The sequence below is a fragment of the Campylobacter jejuni genome (assembly GCF_001457695.1).
GTDB classification, from domain to species: domain Bacteria; phylum Campylobacterota; class Campylobacteria; order Campylobacterales; family Campylobacteraceae; genus Campylobacter_D; species Campylobacter_D jejuni.
The window spans coordinates 450623-476429 of record NZ_LN831025.1 but is presented as its reverse complement, the minus strand read 5'-3'; the positions used below and the strand labels follow the sequence as shown (position 1 = coordinate 476429).

Genomic DNA, 25807 nt, shown 5'->3' with positions numbered 1-25807 from the left:
GTAATTTTTTAAAGTGGTATTTTAGCAAAAAATACAAATTCTAAAGTAAATTTAAAGATTTATTTGAAAATTATAAAACCAAGCCATGTAGCAAATAAGCAAAGAAAGACATTTAAGATAATATTTAACGCAAAATGAAGATAATTTCCACTTTGCAAAAGAAGTAAATTTTGATAAGAAAAAGTAGAAAAAGTTGTAAAAGCTCCTAAAAAACCTGTACTTATAAAGCTTTTAAGCAAAGGAGATAAACCTTTATTTTGGGCATAAGAAAACAAAAGTCCTATGATAAAAGAACCCAAAACATTAACAAAAAGAGTTCCAAGGCTGATAGAATAAGGAAAAAATTTATTCACTAAATTAATAGAAAGCATTCTTAAGATTGCTCCTATAAATCCCCCAAAACCAACAACTAAAAGGGTATTTAGCAAAGCTTAGCTCTTTCTTGATCGAGTAATTCTTGCATTTTTTTTCTAGTGTTTTCAAGCCATTTGTCATCATTTGTATCGACTAAATCCATACAAATGATTTTAAGCACTCCGCTGCTTGCACTAAAACTTTTTGTGTCTAAAATTTTTGCAGAATCCACAATTAAAATGGGTTGAACTTTAAGATTTAATTTTTCACTTAAAATTTTTGCTCCACTTTGAAATTTAAGCATTTTTTCATTTTTAGATCTAGTTCCTTCTGGAAAAATAGCCAAAACCCTATCTTCACTAATTCTTTCTTTTGCTTCTTTTAAAACTCGTACCAAATCACGCGGATTTTTTCTATCTATACAAAGAAGTTTTGGTTTTTTCATAGCAACTTTGAAAATAGGAATTTCTCCTAATTCTTTTTTGGCAATCCAGCATAAATTTTTAGGATATAATTCTTCTAAAGCGATGATATCTAAAGCACTTTGATGATTCATTAAAATCATCTGAGCTTGCGGATTAAAAGTGCCAATGATTTCTTGTTTATAAGAGATAGTATATCTTTGAAATTTAGCCCAAATTTTGCGGATTTTCCAAAGTGTGTTTTGAGATTTTGTAAAGCAAAAACAAAAAACCACCAAAGCAACGCTTAAAACAAAAAAAATCCAAAAATAAAGAGCTTTAATTTTTTTGTAAATCATCTTTATTAACCCAACCTATTTTTCCATCAGAAAACAGTACTTTAATATAATTTTGTCTTTTGCCTAAAACTTCTACTTTTTCATCTGCATTTGCCGTATAAAAATAAGTTGAAGGCTCTGTAGGTAAAATTTTAGCCCTAGAACCAGCCTTGATAATTGCATTTTGAGTATTGGTATCTACAAGAAAACTAAGTGCAAAACAAACAACTGCCAAAGCCAGAATAATGTAATTTTTTCTCCATACAAATAAAGCTCCAAATAAAACCGCTAAAAACCATAAGGTATATTGTTTATAAATATTTAAGTCTTTATTTACAGGATTTAAATCACTCTGAGTGCTGATCTCATCGTCACTAATTTTTAGTTTTAAATTTATATTTTCAAGCTTTTTACTGTCCTTATTGAAATACGAAAATTCAAAATTTGTTTTACTTAATGGCAAAATAGCATAATAAAAAGCACTAGAAGCATTAAAATCCCCTTTTAAATTTTCAATACCTTGCTTTTGAATTCCTTCTATAAAAAAGCTTTTAAGATTTGTATTGGTTGCGTTTAGTTCTACCATCATAATGATATTAGCATCATCAAAATAACTCGCTTTAATTTTTTTAATTTCCAAAGAACTTGCCACAAGGTGTGAAAAATCTTTATTGGATAAAGTATTTTCAAATTTGATAGGATTAAGATTGATATCAGCCTCTTGAAAAGCTTCATTATTTCTAAGAAGTTTGATAGAAATTTTACTCAAACTAGCATTTGAATTTTTGGCTTCAAACCATAAAGTTGTTTTATATTCGTTATTGATAAATTCCCATTTTGCATCTGGATTTAAAAAAGATAAGTTAGTTTTTTCTATGCTTATGTTAAAATCAAATTTTGTATTTTCCGTAGTGCGAGCATAGATCGTAATAGGAAAAACTTCTCCAACATATACCCTACTTGGATATTCATCATTTGTAAGAACCAAACTCCCTTTAGCTACAAAAGGATCATCTACATTGCTTTCAAAGTCATTGTTTTCATCACTTGGCGGAATATTTTGATAAATTTTTTGTTCTTCTTGGGGTAATTTTTGTAATTCTTTTTGCATATTTTCATCTTGGCCGCTAAATACAGAAATTTCACCCCTACCAAACAATACAACAACACTAAAAATTAAAGTTAATAAAATTTTCAAAATAAAAAGCCTTTAAGCATTTTCAAACCTGCATCATTGCCTAGAATTTTTTCACAAGCACGCTCAGGATGTGGCATGAGTCCAAAGATTTTTTTGTTTTCATCGCAAATTCCTGCTATATCAAATACAGAACCATTTGGATTTGGCTCGTATTTTAAAGTAATAAGATCTTTATCTTGCAATTCTTTTAAAGTAGCCTCATCAGCGTAATAATTTCCCTCTCCATGGGCAATTGGTAAATTAATAATTTCATCTTTTTTGAAATTTTTCAAAAAGGCATTATCATTAGAAACTACTCTTAAATTTTGGTTTTTTGAGATAAAACTAAGATTGTTGTTATGCTTCATTGCACCTTTTAAAAGACCGCTTTCAAGTAAAATTTGAAAACCATTACAAATACCTAAGATATATCCTCCCTTTTTTGCATGATTAAAAACACCTTGCATAGCAGGAGCAAGTTTTGCAATAGCTGCACATCTTAGATAATCTCCATAAGAAAATCCGCCTGGCAAAACAACTAAATCTGCATCAAATTCTTTTTCTTCATGCCAAACAATCTGCGTTTTTACTCCAAGTTTCTCAAAGGCATAAGCTGTATCAAATTCACAATTTGTCCCTAGAAATCTAATAATAGCAACTTTCATTTTACTCTTTCTCAATTATAAGCTCATAATCTTCAATGACGCCATTTACCAACAACTCTTCACACATTTTTTTTACTTGCTCTTTGGCTAATTTTTCATCTTTTTCATCAAGAGAAATTTTGATTTGTTTTGCTATTTTTACTTCTTTAACACTATTAAAATTTAAAGAATGCAAAGCTTTTTCCACCGCTTTGCCTTGTGGATCTAAAACTCCATTTTTTAAAGAAATATTTACAATAACTTCCATATTTTTCCTTAATTTAATATTCTTTTTAAAACTTCTTCATAAGCCATTTTTACATTACCTAGATCTTGACGAAATCTATCTTTGTCTAATTTTTCATTACTAAATTTATCCCAAAATCTACAACTATCAGGGCTTATTTCATCGGCTAAAACAAGTTCATTATCTTTAGTTAAACCCAGTTCGATTTTAAAGTCAATCAGCCTTAAATTTTTATTGTCAAAAAATGGAGTTAAAATAGAGTTAATCTTTCTAGCCATATTTTTAATTTCACTAATTTGAGCTTCATTTTGCACTAAATTTAAAATCAAACAATGCTCATCATTGATAAAAGGATCGCCTAAGGCATCATCTTTAAGACAAAATTCTACCAAAGCAAAAGGTAGCACAGTGCCATCTTTAATGCCCAGTCTTTTTGTAAGAGAACCTGTTGCAACATTGCGTACTATAACTTCAATAGGAACAATTTTACATTTTTTAACCACTTGTTCTGTATCACTTATAGTTTCTACCAAATGGGTTTTAATCCCATTTTTTTCGAGCAAATGAAAAATTTCAGTACTGATTCTACAGTTTAATGCACCTTTTCCACTTTCATTGCCTCTTTTTTCTGCATTAAAAGCGGTTAAATCATCTTTAAACTCACTAATTAGTAAATTTTCATCATCAGTTTTGAAAAGTTTTTTACCTTTTCCTTCGTAGAGCATTTCTTTTTTTGTCATTTTATCGTCCTTGTTTGATATTTAAAATTTTAATAGTATCAATAGCTGAATTTAACTGTGCATCATCATTGATTTGTTTTTGACTGATTAGATTTTTATTGTCTTTATTTTCTTGCTTATCTTCTTTTTTATTTTTATCTATTTTTTCAAGCTCACTTTCTAAATGTTGTTTTAAGTCGCTTTCTTTTATAGAAAAACCATCTTCTTGAGTATTTACTTTACCTGGAAAAACTTCAATATCAGGTTTTACACCCACTGCTTGAATAGTACGCCCGCTTGGAAGATAATATCTTGCAATAGTAAGCCTTAAAGCTTCAGTTTTATTAATAGGTATGATTTGCTGAACACTACCTTTTCCAAAAGTATTTTCACCCACAATAACACCGCGTTTAAGATCTTGTAAAGCTCCACTTACAATTTCACTTGCACTAGCACTTCCACCATTTACAAGCACAACCAAAGAAGCATTAGAAATTTTGTTTTTAGGATCGGCTTTATATTCTTGATTTTCACTTGCGATGCGTCCTTTTTGAGAAACAATAACACCTTTATCTACAAATAAATTTACAAGTCCTATGGCTTGATTTAAAAGTCCACCAGGATTATTTCTAAGATCTAAAATAACTCCTTTAACATTAGGATATTTTTTAAGTTCTTTACTTGCCACATCTACAACATTTTTATCAAAATTTGTAACCCTAAGATAAAGAATGTTTTCATTTTCTATCATTTTTGCATAAACACTTTCTATCTTAATAATTTCTCTTGTAAGTGTAACATCAAAAGGTTTTGTTGCACCTTTTCTAAAAATGGTTAAAGTGATTTGAGTTTTTGGCTTACCACGCATTTTATCTACAGCATCATTGAGATTAATTCCCAAAGTGGCCTCATCATTAATTTTTAAAATAATATCTCCTGATTTTATCCCTGCTTTATCTGCTGGTGTTCCTTCTATAGGAGAAACAACTGTTAAAGCGCCATCTTTCATACCTACGGTTATACCAAGGCCACCAAATTCGCCATTGGTTTGAATTTTCATATCATTAAAATCTTTTTCATTTAAAAAAGAAGAATGCGCATCAAGATTGCTTAAAAGTCCTGATAAAGATTTATCCACCAAATCGCTGATATTTTGATCATCCACATAGTATTGCTCTACTATAGCAAGAGTTTTTGTAAGCTTATCTAAAGCTTCTAGGCGTTTTTGAACCTGCTCTTCTTTTTGATCAACTTTAGCTTGTAAATGACTTGTTAAAAATAGACATAAAATAAAAGTAGTGGCAAAGCCTGCAAGACCCGCAAAAAATCGTTTTGTTTTCAAAATAAGCTCCATCATTGAGTTTTAGTTTAAAGAGTAAATTTTAATAAAAATTACTTAAAACTTCGTAAATAAATTTAAATTCTTAAAAATATGTTAAAATAGACTAAAAATTCCAAAAAGAAAGTTAATACAATGTGCCAAGAAAAACATACTTATACACATTCTCAAAAACATCTTAAAGCAGTTTGCAATCGTCTAAGTAGAACCATAGGGCATTTAAGCGCTATTAAAAGAATGGTTGAAAATGACAAAGACTGTAGTGAAATTTTAATCCAGCTTGCTGCTGTAAAAGCCGAAGTTAACAATACTGCAAAAGTAGTTTTAAAAGAACATTTAGCTCATTGTATGGTACATGCTGTAGAAGAAAATGATATTCAAAGCATAGAAGAGTTAAACAAGGCTATAGATATGTTTATGAAATAATCTAAAATTAGTCATTTGTCCTATTATTTAAAAAATTTTACTCAATTAACTTGACATTATATGACTAAAGTTATATAATAGCAAGTATATAAACCAAATAAAGGATAAAACATGGCAAATATACAAGATTTTTTAACTGATAATATGCTTTCAAACCTTGAAAGTGCAGCATCTTTAGCTATACATTCTAAAAATAATGAAGTTGTACCTTTACATCTTTTATGGGCTTTAAGCGTAGATAATGCAAGTATTTTAAATCAAATTTTAAATAAATTAAATATTTCTAAAGAAGCCTTAGAACTTGAAATTAAAAGCAGAATTTCAAAACTTGCAACGAGTTCAAATGCAAACCGTGAAAATATACGCTTTTCCAATGAACTTATAAATTCATTAGAAAATGCTAAAGGATTGATGAGTGCTAATGGAGATAGTTATTTAAGTGTGGATACTTGGCTTATAAGTGAAAGTCAAAAAAGTCCTATTAAAGAAATTTTAGCGCAATTTTTAGATTTAAGAGAATTTCAAAAAGAGCTTGAAAGTCTAAGAGCGGGACGCAAAATCGATAGCAAAACAAGCGATGAAACCTTAGACAGCTTAAATAAATTTGGTATAGATTTAACCTTAAAAGCAAGCGAGGGTAAACTTGATCCTGTTATAGGCAGAGAAGAAGAAATCGAACGTTTGATGCAAATTTTAATACGCAAAACCAAAAATAACCCTATACTTTTAGGTGAACCAGGCGTAGGAAAAACAGCTATAGTAGAAGCTTTAGCACAAAGAATTATCAAAAAAGATGTTCCAAAATCTTTGCAAAATAAAAAAGTTATCGCTCTTGATATGAGTGCTTTAATTGCAGGTGCAAAATACAGAGGAGAATTCGAAGATAGATTAAAAGCTGTGGTTAATGAAGTGATAAAAAGTGAAAACATCATTCTTTTTATCGATGAAATTCACACTATAGTAGGAGCTGGAGCTAGTGAAGGCAGTATGGATGCGGCAAATATTTTAAAACCCGCTCTTGCAAGAGGAGAACTGCATACCATAGGAGCAACTACTTTAAAAGAATATCGTAAATATTTTGAAAAAGATGCAGCCTTGCAACGCCGTTTTCAACCTGTAAATGTAGGTGAGCCAAGTGTTAATGAGGCTTTGGCTATGTTAAGGGGTATAAAAGAAAAGCTTGAAATTCATCATAATGTAACCATAAATGATAGTGCTTTAGTAGCTGCAGCTAAACTTTCAAAGCGTTATATAGCGGATCGTTTTTTACCTGATAAGGCTATTGATTTAATCGATGAAGCTGCAGCTGAACTAAAAATGCAAATTGAAAGCGAACCAAGTTCTTTAAGAAAAGTACGTAAAGATATAGAAACTTTAGAAGTTGAAAATGAAGCTTTAAAAATGGAAAATGATGAGAAAAATCAAAAAAGACTTGATGAAATCGCAAAAGAACTAGCCAATTTAAAAGAAAAACAAAATGCCCTAAATTCACAGTTTGAAAATGAAAAAAGTGTTTTTGATGGTATAAGCACTAAGAAAAAAGAAATTGATCTACTTAAAAATGAAGCTTCTTTAGCTAAAGCTAGAGGTGAATTTCAAAAAGCAGCCGAGCTAGAGTATGGAAAAATTCCAAGTCTTGAAAAAGAAGTAGAAATTTTAGAAGATAAATGGAAAAAAATGAGTGAAAATGGAGTTTTGCTTAAAAATCAAGTAGATGAGGATTTGGTTGCTGGAATTTTAAGCAAATGGACGGGTATTAGCGTGCAAAAAATGCTAACTTCCGAAAAACAAAAATTCTTAGAAGTGGAAAAACATTTAAAAGAAAGTGTCATAGGGCAAGATAAGGCCTTAAGTGCTTTAGCTAGAGCCATTAAACGCAACAAAGCAGGGCTTAATGCGGACAATAAACCTATAGGAAGCTTTTTATTTTTAGGGCCAACAGGGGTAGGAAAAACACAATCAGCTAAAGCTTTGGCGAAATTTTTATTTGACGATGAAAAAGCAATGATTCGCTTTGATATGAGTGAATTTATGGAAAAACATAGTGTTTCAAGACTCTTAGGTGCACCTCCAGGATACATAGGACATGAAGAAGGTGGAGAGCTTACTGAAGCTGTGCGAAGAAAACCTTATAGCGTGCTTTTGTTTGATGAAGTTGAAAAAGCACATAAAGATGTATTTAATGTGCTTTTAGGGATTTTAGATGATGGTAGAGCAACCGATAGCAAAGGTGTAACAGTGGATTTTAAAAATACCATTATCATTTTAACTTCTAATATCGCCTCAAGTGCTATTATGAATTTAAGCGGAAAAGAACAAGAAGATGCGGTAAAAAATGAGTTAAAAAATTTCTTTAAACCTGAGTTTTTAAACCGTTTAGATGATATTATCACCTTTAATCCACTTGGAAAAGATGAAGCTTATGAAATAGTCAAGCTTTTATTTAAAGATTTACAAATGAGCTTAGAAAACAAGGGAATAAAAGCAAGTTTAAGCGAAAATGCAGCCCTTTTAATCGCTAAAGATGGTTTTGACCCTGATTTTGGTGCTAGACCTTTAAGAAGAGCTATTTATGATCTTATAGAAGATAAATTAAGCGATATGATACTTGCTGATGAACTTCATGAAAATGATAGCATTATCATTGATACAAAAGATGATGAAATAATCATCAAAAAAGCTTAATCATTTTGAAAGTAGATCTTTCTACTTTCAAAATATAATCTCGCTTTCATTAAATTTCATATTTGCTTTTGGTAATGGTGATTTGGTGGTATAATAAGCACTTTCTCCTTTATAATTTCCGCGATAAACTCCATTAGGAATGCTAAATTTTCTAGTTGTATCAGGGAATTTTTCTATATATTGAGTTAAAAATTCTCTAAACACAGGAGCAGCCGTTCTAGCTCCACCTTCTGTATAACGCATAGGCTTGTTGTTATCATTTCCATACCAAATGATTGCTTCTATTTCAGGCGTAAATCCACAAAACCAAGCATCAACACTTTTATTCGTTGTTCCTGTTTTTCCTGCTATTTCTATATCTTTTACTCTTGCATTACGCCCTGTGCCTTTTTCAACAACATTTCTCATCATATCTAAAACCAGAAAACTTTGCGCTTCATCGCTGACTTTACGCTCATTTGAGTTAAATTCCATGATGGTTTTACCGGTTTTATCCTGAACTTGTCTGATACTTTGAGGATCTTTAATCATACCATAGTTCCCAAACATGGTATAAAATTTCGAATACTCCAAAGGAGAAATACCAAAACTTCCCAATACGATTGATAAATTAGGCGGTATATCTTTAAATCCAAATTCCATTAGTTTAGAGTAAAGAACATCAAGCCCCATATCAAGTGCGAGATTAATGGTAGCTAAATTTCTTGATCTTGTTAAAGCTTCTTTTAAGGTAATTAAACCTAAAAATTTACCCCCTTCATTTTTAGGTTTCCAATCCTCATTATTACCCGCTCCACCTTCAAAAATTCTAGAAATATCAGCAATTTCACTCATAGGCGAATATCCTAAATTAATCGCCACTTGATACACAAAAGGTTTAAAAGAGCTTCCAGGTTGACGCATACTTTGAGTAGCACGGTTATAATTACTTTTTTCATAATCAACCCCACCTACCAAAGCTAAAACATCACCACTTTGATGATTTACCACGACCATAGCTCCGTTTAAAGTGCTTAAATTTGCATCTTTATCGCGTTTTACTATCTCATCATAACCAAATTTCAAAGCATTCTGTGCCATATTTTGAACATCTAAGTCTATATTTAAAATGATTTTATATCCACCTGTTTTTAAGTCTTTAATATTAGGGCTTAATTGTTTAATCACTTCATCTACGACATAAGGAGCAGCATTTTGAGTAAGCGTATCATCATAAACTTGCGGAATTTCTTTGATGGCTGTATCATAATCTGCTTTTGAAATCCAACCTAGATTATACATTCTTGAAATAACATTATTTGCTCTTGAGATGGAAAGATCTAAATGCTTTGTAGGATCATAACTGCTAGGTGCTTTTGGCATACCTACTAGCATAGCAATCTCTTTAAGGCTTAGTTCATTTAAATTTTTATGAAAATACCCCAAAGCTGCGGTTTTTACTCCATAATACCCATGTCCAAAAAAGATAAAATTTAAATACCTTTCTAAAATTTGCTCTTTAGTTAAAATGGTTTCCATTTTATAAGCAAGCAAAGCTTCGCGAATTTTACGCATAATAGTTCTTTCTGGGGTTAATTCCGTGTTTTTAATAAATTGCTGGGTAAGAGTGGAAGCTCCTTCCATGGTTTTTCCACCGCTTTTTATGATTTTTACAGCAGCTCTAAAAATGGCATCGATATTAACTCCATTATGTTCAAAAAAGCTTGTATCTTCTATAGCAACCAAAGCCTCTATAAGGCGTGGAGGAAGCTCTTCATAAGGAGCATAAAAACGATGCTGTTCAAAAATATTAGCCACAAGCTTGCCATTTCTATCGTAAATTTGTGTTGTAAGAGGAGGTTTGTATTCTTTGAAAGTATAACCCTCAGTATCAGCACTTGTGAAAAGATAAGCCACATAAATAAATCCAGCTATAAACAAAAGAGTAAAAAATGAAAAAATATATTTTAATATTTTCATAAATAAGCCTTTAAAGTTTGGATATCAAGCCCTAAAGCAGTGCTTAGATTTCCTACTTGTTGGGTGATGAAATTTTGATGAAAACCCTCACACATAATACAACCCGCCTTGCCTTTATAAAGATCATTTTCTACATAATCTCTTAAAGCATTTTCATCAAAATTTTTAAAATAAAGCGTAGTTTTTGAAAGAGAAAAAACTCTTTTTTCAGGTTTTACAAGCAAAAAAGCCGATAAAATACTTGCATACTTTCCATTTTGTAAGGCAAGCATTTCATAAGCTTCTTTTTTATCCTTTGCTTTGGTAAGAATTTTTTCATCTATACAAACTATACTATCTGCAAAAAGCAAATTTTGGTTTTGAAAATCTTTGCCTAAAGTACTTAAAAATTGTCTTTCTTTTTCAAGAACTATTTTTTGAACATATAAAAAAGGTGAAATATTTTTATTTAAATTTTCATCATAATCAAAACTAACTTGCTTAAAATCAATCTTTGCGGTTTTAAGCAAGTTAGCTCTTGAAATGGAACTTGAAGCAAGAATTAACATTAAAGTGCTTTTTCTATCGTTTCTAAGCTTTGTTTTAAAGCTTCATTGATTTTGCTTAAATCTTTTCCACCTGCAGTAGCAAAATCATCTCTTCCGCCACCATTTCCACCTAAAATTTGCGCCGCTTCTTTAACTAAAGCTCCTGCTTTTAAAGGCACATCTTTAACGCCAGCTGCTAAAGTGATTTTTTCATCTTTTACTTGGATAAGTAAAATCACCGCTTTAGCAAATTTGTTTTTAAAATCATCAATCATAGCTTTAATATCGCCATTATCTACACGCTTTACGCAAATTTCAACACCTTGGATATTTTTAGAATCAAGCTCGGTTTTACTTGAATTTTTAAGCTCATTTTTTAAACTTAAAATTTCATTTTTAAGCTTTTTAACCCCGTTTAAAATATCATTATTTTTAAGCTCATCTTTTGCTTTAGAAAGTTCTTCAAGTTGATTTTTTACAAATTCTAAAGCCGCTTTAGAAACCACAGCTTCAATGCGTCTAACTCCAGCACTCACACCGCTTTCTTTAACTATGTAAAAACTTCCTATTTGAGCAGTATTTTTAACATGAGTTCCCCCGCAAAGTTCCTTGCTTTCACCTAGAGTTAAAACACGCACATTGCCTTGGTATTTTTCATTAAACAATGCTATAGCACCGCTTTTTTTAGCTTCTTCTAAAGGCATATTTTCTAAGATAGCTTCGCTTGAGTTTATAATCATTTCATTGACTCTTTTTTCAATGCTTTCTAGCTCTTCTTTGCTTAAAGCTTTATGATGAGTAAAATCAAATCTTAGTTTATTGCTTTCAACCAAAGATCCTGCTTGACTTACATGAGAACCTAAAATTTCTCTTAAAGCATGGTGTAAAAGATGAGTGGCTGAGTGGTGGCGTGCGATTTGCTCTCTTTTTTCTATATCGATTCTTGCATGAACTATATCGCCAACTTTTAGTTCTTCGCCTGCTTTTACAAAGCTAAGATTGAGATTAAAAAACTTTTGCGTATCTAAAACTTCACGCTTGGCTATAAATCCACTATCAGCACTTTGCCCCCCACTTGTTGCATAAAAAGGTGTGTTTTCAAGCATCACCCAACCCGCATCTTTAAGGGTGGAAACTTCTTTAAAATCTTCATCTAAAAGGGCTAAAATTTTACTTTCGCATTCTGCTTTTTCATAACCTACGAAATGATTTTCTCCAAATTTTTCAAGCAAGTTTTTAAAATCTCCGCTTGCAGTTTTATCTCCACTTCCTTTCCAAGAAGCTTTAGCGCGTGCTTTTTGCTCATTCATTAAAAGTTCAAATTTTTCTTCATCAACTTTAAGATTTTTTTCTCTTAGCATATCAGCCGTTAAATCAAGCGGAAAACCATAAGTATCATAAAGCTTAAAGGCTACTTCTCCGCTAAAAATTTCTTTAGTGTTTTTAAGCTCTTCATTAAAAATTTCAATCCCATTTTCTATAGTGCTTAAAAATCTTTCTTCTTCAAGGCGAATTTGTTCTTTTATAAAGTCTTTTTTCTCATTAAGATAGGTATAATGTCCACCCATTAAATCGCATACAATATCAACTAGTTTATACATAAAAGCTTGTTTAAAACCTAGCAAATATCCATGTCTTAAAGCACGACGCAAAATACGACGCAAAACATAACCTCTACCTTCTTTATCAAAACTTACCCCTTGTGCAAGCAAAAATACACTTGATCTTATATGATCAGCTATGACTCTAAAACTTGCTCCGCTTTCATAAATATAAGTTTTATTACAAAGTTTTGAAATTTCATTGATGATTGGCATAAAAAGCGAGCTATCAAAATTGCTGAATTTACCTTCTTTAATCGCTGTTACCCTTTCAAGTCCCATTCCCGTATCAATGCTTGGCTTTGGTAGTGGGCTAAGCACTCCATCAGCACTTCTTTCGTATTGCATAAAAACAAGATTCCAGATTTCTAAAAATCTATCTCCATCTCCACCCATATAATCTTCGCTTGAGTTAAAATGCTCTTCTCCTTGGTCATAAAAAATCTCACTACAAGGACCACAAGGACCAGTATCGCCCATTTGCCAGAAATTATCTTTATCGCCAAATTTGTAAATTCTTTCTTTTTGAATGTGTTTTTGCCATAGATTAAAAGCTTCATCATCGTTTTCATGCACGGTTACATAAAGTCTGTCTTTAGGTAGTTTTAAAACTTCAGTTACAAATTCCCAAGCATAAGTTATGGCTTGTTCTTTAAAATAATCTCCAAAACTAAAATTCCCAAGCATTTCAAAAAAAGTATGATGGCGTGCGGTATATCCTACATTATCTAAGTCATTGTGCTTTCCACCCGCTCTTATGCAGGTTTGACAGCTTGTTTTGCGTGGAGGGTTTGGGCGTGGAATTTCTCCTGTAAATATACTTTTAAAAGGCACCATACCCGCGTTAGTAAAAAGTAAAGTTGCATCATCAGGAACTAAAGGGCTTGATGGGGTGATCTCATGTCTTTTTGATGCAAAAAAATCCAAATAAGCTTTTCTAATATCCATGAATTTTCCTAAGAAATTTTTATAAAAGCATATCATACCAAAATTACTTTAAATTAAGTAAAACTAAAATACAATAAAATTTTAATTTTATATCATTAATTTCAAGGTGTTTTATGAATTTTATTAATCTTCAAGCTCAATATCTCGCATACAAAGATGAAATCAATGCTGAAATTGAAAGCGTTTTATCAAGCTCTTCTTTTATAGGCGGTGCAAAGCTTAATGAATTTGGGCAAAATTTAGCTCATTTTGTAAATATTAAACATGCTATAGGTTGTTCAAGTGGAACTAGTGCTTTATATCTTGCCTTAAGAGCCTTAGATATTGGCAAAGATGATGAAGTTATAGTGCCTAGTTTTACTTTCATAGCAACAGCTGAAGTTGTGGCTTTAGTAGGTGCAAAACCTGTTTTTGTAGATATAAATTTATCAAATTACAATCTTGATTTTGAAGCAGTACAAAAAGCAATAACCCCAAAAACTAAAGCTGTTATAGCAGTAAGTATGTTTGGACAAATGAGTGATTTAAGAACTTTAGAAGAAATTTTAAAAAATAAAGATATCACTTTGATTGAAGATGGTGCACAAAGTTTTGGCGCAAGTTTCAAAGGAGAAAAATCCTGCTCTATAGCTAAAATTTCATGCACGAGCTTTTTTCCTTCGAAACCTTTGGGAGCTTACGGCGATGGCGGGGCTATTTTTTGCCATGATGATGAAATTGCTAAAAAAATAAGAATTTTACTCAATCACGGACAAACTCAGCGTTATAAACATGAATTTATAGGTATAAATGGACGCCTTGATACTTTACAAGCGGCGATTTTAAATGTTAAGTTAAAATACCTAGAAAAAGAATTAGACAAAAGACAAAAATTAGCACAAACTTATAATGCAAATTTAAAAAACTGTCAAATTCCGCAAATTGATCCAAATGCTTTTAGCGCTTATGCGCAATACAGCGTTTTGGTTGAAGATAGAGCTAGTGTATTGCAAAAATTTGAAAAAGCTAATATACCTTATGCTATACATTATCCAACCCCTTTGCATAAACAACCTTGCTTTAGTGAGTTTTCAAATTTAGAACTTAAAAATTCAGAATATGCAAGCGAACACATCTTATCTTTGCCTTTTTCACCTTTTTTAAGTGAAGAAGAGCAAGAGCAAGTTATTTGTATTTTTAAAGATTAATTCCATGAAAATAGGTATTATAGGCCTTGGAAAAATGGGGCAAAACCACTTAAATGAACTTAGTAAAAATTCTCATTTTAAGCTTAATACACTTTTTGATCTTTGTAAAAATCCAAATCTAAATATTTTTGATGATATTTTTCATGATGATTTGGATAAATTTTTAAATCAAAATAATGATATTATCATCATAGCAACACCTACAAATTCACATTTAGCAATAGCAAAAAAAGTTTTTAAACAATGCAAATGCGTTTTAATCGAAAAGCCTTTAGCTCTAAATTTAAAAGAAATAGACGAAATTTCAAATTTAGCTAAAGAATACAGCGTAAAAGTAGGCGTAGGTTTTTGCGAAAGATTTAATCCTGCGGTTTTAGCCCTAAAAAAAGAGCTCGAAAATGAAGAAATTATCAGCATTAACATACAAAGATTTTCACCCTACCCACAAAGAATCAGCGATGTAGGGATTTTGCAAGATTTGGCTGTACATGATCTTGATTTGCTTTGTTTTTTAAGCAAACAAGAAATAACAAAAACCAATTTGCTCAAAAAATACACCCAAGATCAAACAAGAGAAAGTGAAAGCATTATTCTATGTGGGCTTGAAAAATGTATTGCTAGCATACATCAAAGTTGGAATAGTACACAAAAACTAAGAAAAATTCATCTTATTACTAAAAATCATTTTTATGAAGCCAATTTAAATGATTTTTCTTTATTAAAAGATGGAAATTTTATAGAACTTACTCAACAAAGTCCACTTTTTTCAGAACACGAAGCTTTGTTAAAACTTATCGATAATCAACCCAATCATCTAGCCAGTACGAGCGATGCTTACAAAGTTCAAGAAATTTTAGAAAGGTTTGCGTGAAATTAGTTTTATTTTTAAATATGGGCGGAGCTACGAATTTACAAGATTGTGAAGTTTTTTTAAAAAATATGTTTAATGATCCTTATATTTTAGGAATCAAAAATCGATTTTTAAGAAAATTTGTAGCATGGATCATAACAAAGGCTCGCGTTAAAGCCATGCAAGAAAACTATAGAAAAATGGGTGGAAAATCCCCTTTAAATGAACTTACTCAAAGCCTGTGTAACAAACTTAATTTAAAACAAGATGAATTTAAATTTGATTTTGTAAATCTTTATGTGCCTCCTTTTGCCACAGAAATTTTGCAAAAATACACTTTAAATGAAAGTGATGAAATCATTCTTTTTCCACTTTATCCGCACCATTCTTACACCACAGTAACTTCATCTTTAGAAGTTCTGCAAAATGAAATTTCAAAGCAAAAAATTCAAGCAAAAGTAAAAACTATAGATATTTTTTACAAAAATGAGCTTTATAATGAGATGATAGTTTCGCACATTTTGGATAAAAAAAGTAAATTTGATGCCAAAATTTTGATTTTTTCAGCGCATTCTTTACCACAAAGCATTATTGACAAAGGTGATTTATATGAAAAGCATGTAAATGATCATGTAGAAATTTTAAAAGAAAGGCTAAAAGATCATTTTGATGAATTTATTTTAGCTTATCAATCTAAACTAGGCCCTGTAAAATGGCTTGAACCAAATACAAGCGATGTTTTGGCAAATTTAAACGATAAAGCTTTGATTTATCCTATTTCTTTTTGTATAGATTGTTCTGAAACGATTTTTGAACTAGGTATGGAGTATAAACATTTAGCAAAATGTGATTATGATTTGATAAGTTGCCCTAATGATAGTGATGAATTTATGGAATTTATTTTAAAGTATTTATCTGATCTTAACTAAGAATGAATTTGAGACCCTTGTCTATCATTTTTTTAAAGATTAACAAGGACTTTTTGGTAAAAATTTAGCTGACTAAACCAAAATATAAGCTTTTTCTCCGTGCAAACTCACATCTAAGCCTTTTTGTTCTACTTCTTCTTTCACTCTTAAGTCTGTAAAACAAGAAATGATCTTAAAAATAATAAAGCTTATGAGAGCTGAAAAAATCATACAAATCATAATAGCAAGAATTTGCTCTTTTAAAAGCTCTAAACTTCCACTGATAAAAAATCCCTCGCCAAGTGCATTTTGGGCAATCACATTAGGATTTACTTTAGCACTTGCAAAAAGCCCTGTAGCGATTCCTCCCCAAACACCTCCGATTCCGTGCAAAGAAAAAGCATCTAAAGAATCATCCCATTTGAGTTTGTATTTAATAAAACTCAAACCAAAATAACAAAATACAGAAGACAAAGCCCCTATAACAAGAGAAGCATAAATATCTACATAACCGCAAGCTGGAGTAATCCCTACAAGCCCTGCTACAAGCCCACTAAGCCCACCTAAAATAGTCGGTTTTTTATGGATGAGCCACTCAAGCACTACCCAGGATAAAAAGCCACAAGCTGCTGATATAATACTTACTATAAAAGCATTGATAGCAATATCATTCATTTCGCCAGCACTTCCAGCATTAAAACCCAACCATCCTATAAAAAGCAAAATCGCACCTAAGAAAGCATAAGGAATAGAATGCGCGTTTTTATCCTCATCATCACTTTTTCTAGCACCCACTATCAAAGCTCCTACAAGTCCAGCAACCCCAGAGCTAATATGCACAACACCACCCCCAGCAAAATCAAGGCTTCCTCTTTTAAGCAAAAACCCCTCGCTACTCCAAATCATATGTGCTAACACATCATAAACTAAAGTACTCCAAAAAAGTAAAAATATCACCAAAACACCCAGTTTAATTCTTCCAACCAAAGAGCCTGTTATGATGGCAGATGCAATAAGTGCAAACATCATTTGAAAAATTACAAAAAGAATATTTGGAACACCTGAAGCATTATATCCGCTAATACCCTCTAAGAGAAAATTCTCGAAATTTCCTACAAGCCCAAGTCCTTCATCTTTACCAAAAGAAAAGCTAAATCCAAGCACTACCCATTGTAAAGTAATGACGCCAAAAACAATAAAGCAATTCATTATGGTATTGAGAGTATTTTTACTTCTTACCATACCCGAATAAAACATTGCTAAAGCTGGAGTCATAAGCAAAACTAGCAAAGTACACAACACAATAAAACTTGAATTTATCGCATTCATTTATTTACCCTTTCTTACAAAATATAATTGCGAGATAATTATATTTAAAATGATTTAAAAAAATATAAATTTAAGAAATATTTTATATATTTTTTTATCAAAGTTTATTTTTTATCTTAAGTTACTATAAATAGGGATTTTAAAAAAATATTTTACTTCTCTATAATTCAAATTTACCAGCATTAAAATAAAAATTTGAGCCAAGCTAAAAAACAACAAAGATAAAAAAGGATTATTATAAGATGATGAAGAAAAAATTTGATTATTTAATAAAATTATCTAATATTAAAAAAAAGTAATTGCACTTTAAAATGATCTAAAAGCTCTTCTTTAGCTTTTAAAATATCATCAGTATTTAACTCAAGATCAATCTTATCTGGTTTTTTATAAGTTTTATCATAATACTCCAAAAGCATAACAATAAGCTTTTGCCATTCTTTTCTCTCATAACCTTGAAGCAAATCTTGGCGTAAATTTAAGCTGATATAAGGGCTGATTTTTTGCACACATTGTTGAAATTTTAAAGGAGTCATTTTTTCTTGATAAATTTTTTGTATTCTTTTAACGCGATTTTCCAAAGAACAAAAACAATAAATTTTAAAAGCCTTTTGCATTTTTTCATAAAATTTCAAAGGTAAGATGATATCCCCTATTTTGCGACTTTCGCTTTCTATGAAAGCAAAATTTTCTAAATTTTGCATATTGTGAAAAAGTTCTGCTTCAAAAGCTTTTTGCGTAGGTTGTTTTCCTAAAATATCACCAAAAGACGAGCCTAAATGATTTGCTATTTTTTCCAAATTTATAGCTTGTGGGAGTTGTTCTAAAAGCTCTGTTTTTCCACAGCCTGTATTGCCGCAAAGAGTAAAAAAATCAAAATTTATTTCATTTTCAAAATAATGCGTTACAAAAGTTCTATAAGCTTTAAAGCCACCTTTTAAACGCACCACTCTAAAGCCAAGCTCACTTAAAATCACTGCGATAGATTTTGAACGCAAACCCCCACGAGAACAATAAATCCCCACCTTTTCTCCTATGCGAAAATTTTGGGTGATTTCTAATATATGCTTAGCGGTATTTTGACAAATATAACTCGCACCCCTAGCCTTGGCTAAAGCTTGATTTTTCTTATAAATCATTCCTATTTCTTGATATTCTTCATCATTGAGTGCATAAAAATTTAAAGCTCCTATCAAATGAGAATGCAAAAATTCTCTAGGGCTTCTTACATCGATTAAAAGAGAGAAATTTTCTTTTTGAAATTCTGTAAATTCAACTTCACTGAGCATTTTTAAAAGCCAAAACAAGTTTTTGATAAACTTGCTCGATATTAGTGCCACAAACCCTAGTTTCTCCTATGGTTGTGATAAAATTTGTATCTCCTGCCCAGCGTGGCACTAGATGATAATGACAATGAAAAGCTATGCCAGCTCCCGCATCTTTGCTTAAATTCATACCGATATTCACCCCATTTGCATGGATTTGCTCTTTTAAAATTTTTACCCCCAAACGCACAAAATGGCTTATTTCTTGCCAAATTTCATCGCTTAAATTTTCTATATGCTCTTCATGTACATAAGGAATCACCATAAAATGCCCAGCAGAATAAGGATAGCGGTTCATCACTCCAAAACAATGCTTTGCTCTAAAAATCACGCCTAATTCTTCATCGCTTTTGATCTTATTAGCACAATCACAAAATGGACAGACGCTTTTTTCTTTTTCAAAATACTCACTCCGCCATGGTGCATACAAATACTGCATATTCCCTCCTTAAAGCAAAGCTTTTAAAGCCTTTCCTTCATCTTCCTCACGCATAAAATATTCGCCGATTAAAAAAGCATCAACGCCTAAATTTTGCAAATACCCTAAAAATTCTTTATTTTCTAAACCACTTTCTGCGATGATGATTTTTGAATTTGGGATTTTTGGGATAAGTTTTTCGCACAAACTCATATCCATAGTAAAATCCTCTAAATTACGATGATTGATACCAATGATATCCGCTCCTGCAAAAATAGCCTTGCTCAAATCCTCCGTATCATGAATTTCAACCAAAGCCTCAAGACCTAAATGTCTTGCAAACTCAAGCAGTTTTTTAAGCTCTTTCATGCTTAGCATTTTAGCGATCAGCAATACAAAATCCGCCCCATAAACCAAAGCTTCTAAAATTTGATACTCATCAAAGATAAAATCTTTTCTAAGCAAAGGAATTTGTGTATAACGGCGTATAAGACTTAAGTATTCTAAAGAACCTTTAAAAAAATGTGGCTCAGTCAAAACAGAAATCGCCGCAGCTTTGTTCTTCTCATAATTTAAAGCGATACTCAAAGGATCAAAGTCTTCTCTAATAACCCCTTTGCTAGGACTTGCTTTTTTTACTTCTGCTATGATTTTAACTTCTTTTTCTACTCTTTTTAAAGCCTTAATCACATCTTTTGGAAAGAAAGGATTTGAAGCTAAAGAACGCCCTAGCATATCATAAGGAAGTTTTAGTTTGCGTTCTTTTAAATCTTCTTTTGTTTTTTCAAAAATTTTATCCAATATCATGGTTTTATACACGCCTTTATCGCTTTTATATGAGCTTTGCTCTCATCAGAATTTGCAAATTCTTTATCATCTAATGTTTGTTTTAAAATTTCCCATGCTTGCTTACAATCGTCTAGTTTATAATACCCCCAAGCTAAAGAATCTAAATAATACAAATTCTGCGGATCTTTTTCTAAGGCAAGTTTCACAAGCTCTATGCCTTTTTTAACATCTAAATCATAATCTATAAGCAAATATCCATAGTAGTTTAAATACAAAGCATTGCTATCTTTATCGATAGCTTGTTCGAATTTTTCTTTTACAGAATCAATTGCTTTTGGAGTGATTTTTTTAGCTTCATTTGCAGCTTCAAATTCAAAAACTGCCGCTCGTAGAAGATATTCTTTATTTTTTGTTTTATGATAAAGAGCTAAACTCATTTTTTTAGCATCATCAAAGCGTTTTAAATTCTGATACAAAGCGAGTTTAATATCATCATCTAAATCATACTGCAAAGAAATTTTTAAAGCTTCTTCTGTTTTGCCTTGAGAATTTAAAAGCTCAACCAAAGCCAATGCAAAACTTTTATTTTTGGTAAGTTGATAAAGCTCTTTATATATACTTTTTAAAGCTTCGATATTTGTTTCATCAAAATAAATTTTAGCAAGCAAGACGCAAGTTTTGAGAGTGCAACCATTGGTTTTTCTTGAAAATTCTAAAACATTTTTAATATTTAAAGTATCATTTAAAATCGCATAAATTCCTATGAGTTTAAATAAAATTTCTTCATTTTGAACTTGATTATAAGCAGATCTATAATATTTTATAGCATTTTTTAAATCATTTTTTTTAACCAAAATATCCCCGTAAAGCTCTAAATTTCTAGGATCACTATCCTTTTTTGTTAAAAGCTCTTTCATAAGTTTTTGAGCATTATTGATATCATTTGAATTTAAAGCATAAAGAGCACTAAGTCGCTTAAGATTGTCATTTTGATTTAAATAAGGCTTTGCTAGATTATTTAACTCTGCTTGCTTGTCAAGATTGTTTGCTAAAGTAAGTAAAAATGCATTTTCTAAAAAATTAGTATTATTATAATCTTGATAAAGACTTAAAAATTCATCTCTGGCTTCTTTGTATTGTTTATAATACTCATAATTATAAGCCTTCATAACCCTTAAATCAAAATCATTGCTTTTATATTTTGTATAATCAGGATAAACAACATTGATTTTTAAACTTCCACAAGCTGCCAAAAAAAAGGCTGCTAAGACAAATAGCAAATACCTATACATTCTTTTTCTAATTCCTTTTGATGTGTTTTAAAATATTCCCAAAATGGAAAAGTTCTGCATTGTTTTGGACGAAAATCGTAGATACTGCAATTTCTTTTTTGAGTATCAAAAAAGATGCAAGCAAAGCCATCTTCAAATTCGACTTCCTTAAAACTCATTTTAAAGCCCACTTTTCTCAAGTATTTTTCAGCAAATTCTTTGCTTTCTAATTTTAAATGCTTTCTTAATGCTTCTAATTCTTCCTTGCTCGCAAAAATATTGCCACTTTCTCCAGTGCAACACTTTCCACCGCATTTCTCACAAGCATTTTCATCAAAAGCATAAGAAAAATTTTTATCAAATATCATAACTTTTTAACCTAAATCTTAAGTGAATTTCTTGCATTTGTTTGCTTAAAATTTCATTTTCATATACAAAAAAAGGAGGTAAAATCTCACAAGGCGATTTTGAACCTTTTTTTACCTGTATCAAAACAAGTCTTGCTTTTTTGTTTTGATGTGTATGTATAAAGCAAAGCTTTGTTATTTTTATTTTCATATCTTTTAAAATAAAACAAATTTCATCCAAAGCTAAAGCTTCATAGCAAAAATACAAAGTACCATTTGGCTTAAGCATAGAATTTGCTTTAGTTAAAAAGCTATGCAAGGGTAAAAATTCCTGAAATTTACTTATAGCTTTATGCTGATCTTCACTCTTGTAAGCTCCTTGTCTATAAAATGGAGGATTGCAAACTATGAAGTCAAATTTTTTTATGCTTTGAAATTGATTGAAATCATCATAAAAAATATCACCTTGTATTTGGTTGGATTTTAAATTTTTTTCAATCAATTCTATATTTTCTTTTTGAATATCAATCAAAGATAAACTTAAATTTGCAATATTTTTTTTAAGTAAAATACCTATGATACCACAGCCCGCACCTACATCAAAAACAGCGCCTTTAATTCCTTGTTTTAAAATAAAATTAGCTAAAATTAAAGAATCACTATTGTAACGATACCCTTGTGATAATTGTGCTAGCGTAATCAAATCTGACATATATTTTAATGCGTTGGAATTTTAATGCGTTTTGGAGGTTGTTCTTTAAATATATTTTGTTCTTTTGTTATATTATTATCTTCTTTAAAATTTACTGGGCTTTGTGCTGTCAAAAAAGAAATTACAAAAGTTATAAAAAAAGCAATTTTTATCATAATAACACCTCATAAAATGGTGTCCACGGCGAGATTCGAACTCACGGCCTCAAAATTAGGAATTTTGCGCTCTATCCTGCTGAGCTACGAGGACAGAAAGCGGGAAAAATCCCGCTAAAAATTTAACCGTTTCTTTTTTTGATGATTTCATCCGCAACATTTTTAGGAACTTCATCATAGTGATCAAATTCCATAGAATAAGTCGCACGACCTTGAGTTTGACTTCTAAGATCAGTAGAATAACCAAACATTTCAGCCAAAGGACAAAATGCTGTGATGATTTTATTTCCACCACGCTCATCCATGCTATTTACTTGACCACGGCGTTTGTTAAGATCTCCAATAACATCACCCATATAATCTTCAGGAGTTTCTACTTCAACTTTCATCATAGGCTCTAAGATCACAGCGCCTGCTTTTCTAGCACCTTCTTTAAAGCCCATAGAAGCAGCAAGTTTAAACGCCATCTCAGATGAATCCACCTCGTGATAACTTCCATCATAAACAGTTACTTTAACATCTTCCACAGGATAACCTGCTAAAACACCATTTTGTAATGCTTCTTGAACACCTTTATCAACTGCAGGAATGTATTCTTTTGGAATTACCCCACCTTTGATATCATTAACAAATTCATATCCACTACCTGGCTCAAGTGGTTCAAGGCGTAAGAATACATGTCCATACTGACCACGACCACCTGATTGTTTAGCGTATTTGTATTCTTGTTCAACAGTTTTTCTAATAGTTTCGCGATAAGCAACTTGTGGTTGACCTACTTCAGCTTCAACTTTAAATTCACGAAGCATTCTATCAACGATAATTTCAAGGTGTAACTCACCCATACCTGAAATGATAGTTTGACCACTTTCTTCATCTGTAGAAACTCTAAAACTTGGATCTTCTTGTGCTAATTTATTTAAAGCAATAGACATTTTTTCTTGATCAGCTTTAGTTTTTGGCTCAACTGCAACAGAAATAACTGGATCTGGAAAATCCATTCTTTCAAGGATTACCTTATCTTTTTCACTTGCAAGAGTATCCCCTGTTAAAGTATCTTTAAGTCCTACAACAGCACCAATTTCGCCTGCGTAAAGCACTTTAATCTCTTCTCTTTTGTTAGAGTGCATTTTTAACAAACGACCAATTCTTTCTTTTTTATCTTTAGTTGAGTTATACGCATAAGAACCGCTTTCTAAACAACCGCGATAAACACGCACGAAAGTAAGTTGTCCTACAAATGGATCTGTCATGATTTTAAATGCAAGTCCTGCAAACTCGCCATCATCAGTTGATTTTACAGAAACTTCTGTGCCATCTTCATATTCACCCTTGATATTTGCCACTTCATCAGGAGCTGGTAAATAAGCCACAACAGCATCAAGCAAAGGTTGAACCCCTTTATTTTTAAACGCTGTACCGCAAAGCATAGGAACGATAGAAAGACTTAAACATCCTGCTTTAATCCCTGTTTTAATCTCTTCAAGGCTTAATTCTTCTCCGCCTAAATATTTTTCCATCAACTCATCTGAAGTTTCAGAAACTGCTTCTATCATTTTTGTGCGATATTCTTCTGCCTTTTCTTTAAGTTCAGCTGGAATTTCTTTTTCTACATAATCCGTTGGCTTAGTATCATCTTCCCAAACTAAAGCTTTCATAGTTACAAGATCGATTACGCCTTTAAAATTATCCTCAGCACCAATTGGAATTTGAAGTGGAACTGGATTAGCTTTTAAACGGTTGCGAATTTGATCTTCTACATTGTAGAAATTTGCACCGATTCTATCCATTTTATTTACAAATACTATTCTTGGAACACCATATTTATTTGCTTGTCTCCAAACTGTTTCACTTTGAGGCTGCACCCCACCCACTGAACAAAATACCGCAACAGCACCATCAAGAACACGCATAGATCTTTCAACTTCAATTGTAAAATCCACGTGGCCTGGAGTGTCAATAAGATTGATTTGATGATCTTTCCAAAAACAAGTTGTAGCCGCAGAAGTGATAGTAATCCCACGCTCTTTCTCTTGTTCCATCCAGTCCATAGTTGCAGCACCATCATGAACTTCACCGATTTTATGACTCATACCAGTAAAGAAAAGAATTCTTTCAGATGTAGTCGTTTTACCCGCATCGATGTGAGCAGCAATACCGATATTTCTAACTTTTTTTAAAGGAGTACTTCTTGACATACACACTCCTTCTTACCAACGATAGTGAGCAAATGCTTTATTTGCTTCAGCCATTTTATAAGTATCTTCTTTCTTCTTAAATGAAGCACCTTTGCTATTTGCTGCATCTAAAAGCTCAGCTGCAAGTTTGTCTATCATAGTTCTTTCACTTCTTTTTCTTGCAAAAGAAATAATCCAACGAATCGCCAAAGCTTGTTGTCTAGCAGGACGAACTTCAACTGGAACTTGATAGGTTGCACCACCTACACGACGAGATTTCACTTCTAATAAAGGCTTAATATTTTCAATCGCATCATTAAAAATATCAATACCTTTTTTCTCACCACCTTTTTTATCAATAGCTTCCAAAGCACCATACATAATTGTTGTAGCTGTGCTTTTTTTACCATCATACATTAAAGAATTAATAAATTTTGTGATTACTTTATTACCATAAATCGGATCAGGCAAGACTTCTCTTACCGGAGCTTTTCTTCTTCTCATTATTTTTCCTTCAAATTTTAAATTTTACTCAAACAAAATCAAATCTAACGGATTTGTCTGTATGAATGATTATTTTGCAGCGCCTGCTTTAGGGCGTTTAGCACCATATTTAGAACGAGAAACTGTTCTTTTTGCAACACCTGCTGTATCAAGAGCACCACGAACGATGTGATATTTAACCCCTGGTAAGTCTTTTACCCTACCACCACGCACTAAAACAATGCTGTGTTCTTGTAAGTTATGACCTTCACCGCCGATATAGCTGATCACTTCAAAGCCACTAGTAAGTCTTACTTTGGCAACTTTTCTTAACGCTGAGTTTGGTTTTTTAGGTGTTGTAGTATAAACCCTAGTGCAAACTCCCCTTCTTTGTGGACAATTTTTAAGCGCTGGAGATTTAGATTTTTCTAAAACTTTTTTGCGCTCTTTTCTAACCAATTGATTTATGGTAGGCACAATAATTCCTTTCTTTA

25 protein-coding genes, 1 tRNA gene and 1 pseudogene are annotated in these 25807 nt (G+C 31.6%); 5 read left to right on the top strand and 22 right to left on the bottom strand.

Going from position 1 to position 25807, the window contains the following annotated elements; genetic code table 11:
* Positions 1 to 59: 59 nt before the first annotated feature.
* The 7 genes and pseudogenes from crcB to AT682_RS02485 all read right to left on the bottom strand — a co-directional run bounded on the left by crcB (position 60) and on the right by AT682_RS02485 (position 5237).
* Positions 60 to 428: a fluoride efflux transporter CrcB gene (crcB, locus tag AT682_RS02515; RefSeq protein WP_002882468.1), complete on the bottom strand. Its 369-nt coding sequence runs from the start codon at positions 426 to 428 to the stop codon at positions 60 to 62.
* The gene (gene plsC, locus AT682_RS02510) at positions 422 to 1114 is read right to left on the bottom strand and encodes a lysophospholipid acyltransferase family protein (protein ID WP_002882469.1); all 693 of its coding nucleotides are present in this window, start codon (positions 1112 to 1114) and stop codon (positions 422 to 424) included. Before plsC ends, crcB begins: the two co-directional genes overlap by 7 nt.
* Positions 1095 to 2291 (bottom strand): SH3 domain-containing protein, encoded by a 1197-nt coding sequence (locus AT682_RS02505; protein WP_002882470.1) that lies wholly within the window; start codon positions 2289 to 2291, stop codon positions 1095 to 1097. Before AT682_RS02505 ends, plsC begins: the two co-directional genes overlap by 20 nt.
* Positions 2263 to 2935, bottom strand: a pseudogene (purQ, locus tag AT682_RS02500) (phosphoribosylformylglycinamidine synthase I). Before purQ ends, AT682_RS02505 begins: the two are co-directional and overlap by 29 nt.
* Position 2936: 1 nt before the next feature.
* Positions 2937 to 3182 carry a phosphoribosylformylglycinamidine synthase subunit PurS gene (gene purS / locus AT682_RS02495; protein ID WP_002872631.1) on the bottom strand — a complete coding sequence of 82 codons (246 nt, stop codon included), beginning with the start codon at positions 3180 to 3182 and terminating at the stop codon, positions 2937 to 2939.
* Positions 3183 to 3190: 8 nt separating this feature from the next.
* Complete coding sequence (gene purC / locus AT682_RS02490) at positions 3191 to 3901, bottom strand: phosphoribosylaminoimidazolesuccinocarboxamide synthase (RefSeq protein ID WP_002867669.1); 711 nt, start codon at positions 3899 to 3901, stop codon at positions 3191 to 3193.
* A gap of 1 nt (position 3902) precedes the next feature.
* Positions 3903 to 5237, bottom strand: a complete 1335-nt coding sequence (locus tag AT682_RS02485) for a S41 family peptidase (RefSeq protein ID WP_002872630.1) — start codon at positions 5235 to 5237, stop codon at positions 3903 to 3905.
* 117 nt (positions 5238 to 5354) lie between these two features.
* On the opposite strand from AT682_RS02485, the gene AT682_RS02480 reads away from it, so the two are divergent.
* Together AT682_RS02480 and clpB are read left to right on the top strand one after the other, a co-directional pair.
* Positions 5355 to 5645: a metal-sensing transcriptional repressor gene (locus AT682_RS02480; protein ID WP_002872629.1), complete on the top strand. Its 291-nt coding sequence runs from the start codon at positions 5355 to 5357 to the stop codon at positions 5643 to 5645.
* A 111-nt stretch (positions 5646 to 5756) separates the two neighbouring features.
* Complete coding sequence (gene clpB, locus AT682_RS02475; protein ID WP_016818289.1) at positions 5757 to 8330, top strand: ATP-dependent Clp protease ATP-binding subunit; 2574 nt, start codon at positions 5757 to 5759, stop codon at positions 8328 to 8330.
* Positions 8331 to 8357: 27 nt separating this feature from the next.
* Here clpB and pbpA read toward each other — a convergent pair whose 3' ends face one another.
* The 3 genes from pbpA to alaS are packed head-to-tail and all read right to left on the bottom strand — an operon-like array spanning position 8358 to position 13365.
* On the bottom strand, positions 8358 to 10289 hold the full coding sequence (gene pbpA, locus AT682_RS02470; protein WP_016818290.1) for a penicillin-binding protein 1A: 1932 nt from the start codon (positions 10287 to 10289) through the stop codon (positions 8358 to 8360).
* Positions 10286 to 10837: a septum formation inhibitor Maf gene (maf, locus tag AT682_RS02465; RefSeq protein WP_002882416.1), complete on the bottom strand. Its 552-nt coding sequence runs from the start codon at positions 10835 to 10837 to the stop codon at positions 10286 to 10288. Before maf ends, pbpA begins: the two co-directional genes overlap by 4 nt.
* Positions 10837 to 13365, bottom strand: coding sequence for an alanine--tRNA ligase (alaS, locus tag AT682_RS02460; RefSeq protein ID WP_002882415.1), 2529 nt, complete (start codon positions 13363 to 13365; stop codon positions 10837 to 10839). Before alaS ends, maf begins: the two co-directional genes overlap by 1 nt.
* 113 nt (positions 13366 to 13478) lie before the next feature.
* Between alaS and AT682_RS02455 the strand changes: the two genes are divergently transcribed.
* From AT682_RS02455 to hemH, 3 genes are read left to right on the top strand one after another with little or no spacing between them, the layout of a single operon-like run.
* Entirely contained in the window at positions 13479 to 14552 is a 1074-nt protein-coding gene (locus AT682_RS02455) for a DegT/DnrJ/EryC1/StrS family aminotransferase (RefSeq protein WP_002882414.1), read from the top strand.
* A 4-nt stretch (positions 14553 to 14556) separates the two neighbouring features.
* The gene (locus AT682_RS02450; protein ID WP_002882413.1) at positions 14557 to 15423 is read left to right on the top strand and encodes a Gfo/Idh/MocA family protein; all 867 of its coding nucleotides are present in this window, start codon (positions 14557 to 14559) and stop codon (positions 15421 to 15423) included.
* Entirely contained in the window at positions 15420 to 16331 is a 912-nt protein-coding gene (gene hemH, locus AT682_RS02445; protein ID WP_002882412.1) for a ferrochelatase, read from the top strand. The genes AT682_RS02450 and hemH overlap by 4 nt, the downstream gene beginning before the upstream one ends.
* 72 nt (positions 16332 to 16403) lie before the next feature.
* On the opposite strand, the gene AT682_RS02440 is transcribed toward hemH, so the two are convergent.
* From AT682_RS02440 to rpsL, 12 genes are all read right to left on the bottom strand, one after another.
* Positions 16404 to 17639 (bottom strand): ammonium transporter, encoded by a 1236-nt coding sequence (locus tag AT682_RS02440; RefSeq protein WP_002882411.1) that lies wholly within the window; start codon positions 17637 to 17639, stop codon positions 16404 to 16406.
* Positions 17640 to 17914: 275 nt separating this feature from the next.
* A complete protein-coding gene (gene mnmH / locus AT682_RS02435) occupies positions 17915 to 18925 on the bottom strand; it encodes a tRNA 2-selenouridine(34) synthase MnmH (RefSeq protein ID WP_025998320.1) in 1011 nt (336 codons plus the stop codon).
* Positions 18915 to 19400, bottom strand: a complete 486-nt coding sequence (locus tag AT682_RS02430) for an HIT family protein (RefSeq protein WP_002882409.1) — start codon at positions 19398 to 19400, stop codon at positions 18915 to 18917. The genes mnmH and AT682_RS02430 overlap by 11 nt, the downstream gene beginning before the upstream one ends.
* Before the next feature lie 9 nt (positions 19401 to 19409).
* A complete protein-coding gene (trpC, locus tag AT682_RS02425) occupies positions 19410 to 20186 on the bottom strand; it encodes an indole-3-glycerol phosphate synthase TrpC (protein WP_002882408.1) in 777 nt (258 codons plus the stop codon).
* Positions 20183 to 21460, bottom strand: coding sequence for a tetratricopeptide repeat protein (locus AT682_RS02420; protein WP_002882407.1), 1278 nt, complete (start codon positions 21458 to 21460; stop codon positions 20183 to 20185). Before AT682_RS02420 ends, trpC begins: the two co-directional genes overlap by 4 nt.
* The gene (locus AT682_RS02415) at positions 21433 to 21807 is read right to left on the bottom strand and encodes a YkgJ family cysteine cluster protein (RefSeq protein ID WP_002857358.1); all 375 of its coding nucleotides are present in this window, start codon (positions 21805 to 21807) and stop codon (positions 21433 to 21435) included. The genes AT682_RS02420 and AT682_RS02415 overlap by 28 nt, the downstream gene beginning before the upstream one ends.
* Entirely contained in the window at positions 21797 to 22498 is a 702-nt protein-coding gene (locus AT682_RS02410; RefSeq protein ID WP_002882406.1) for a tRNA1(Val) (adenine(37)-N6)-methyltransferase, read from the bottom strand. Before AT682_RS02410 ends, AT682_RS02415 begins: the two co-directional genes overlap by 11 nt.
* A gap of 5 nt (positions 22499 to 22503) precedes the next feature.
* The gene (locus AT682_RS02405; RefSeq protein WP_002857548.1) at positions 22504 to 22653 is read right to left on the bottom strand and encodes a hypothetical protein; all 150 of its coding nucleotides are present in this window, start codon (positions 22651 to 22653) and stop codon (positions 22504 to 22506) included.
* Between the two features lie 17 nt (positions 22654 to 22670).
* Positions 22671 to 22747 (bottom strand) — tRNA-Arg (locus AT682_RS02400).
* Positions 22748 to 22775: 28 nt separating this feature from the next.
* The gene (gene fusA, locus AT682_RS02395) at positions 22776 to 24851 is read right to left on the bottom strand and encodes an elongation factor G (RefSeq protein WP_002779472.1); all 2076 of its coding nucleotides are present in this window, start codon (positions 24849 to 24851) and stop codon (positions 22776 to 22778) included.
* Between the two features lie 12 nt (positions 24852 to 24863).
* Positions 24864 to 25334 carry a 30S ribosomal protein S7 gene (rpsG, locus tag AT682_RS02390; protein ID WP_002779471.1) on the bottom strand — a complete coding sequence of 157 codons (471 nt, stop codon included), beginning with the start codon at positions 25332 to 25334 and terminating at the stop codon, positions 24864 to 24866.
* Between the two features lie 69 nt (positions 25335 to 25403).
* A complete protein-coding gene (gene rpsL, locus AT682_RS02385) occupies positions 25404 to 25790 on the bottom strand; it encodes a 30S ribosomal protein S12 (RefSeq protein WP_002782934.1) in 387 nt (128 codons plus the stop codon).
* Positions 25791 to 25807 lie beyond the last annotated feature (17 nt).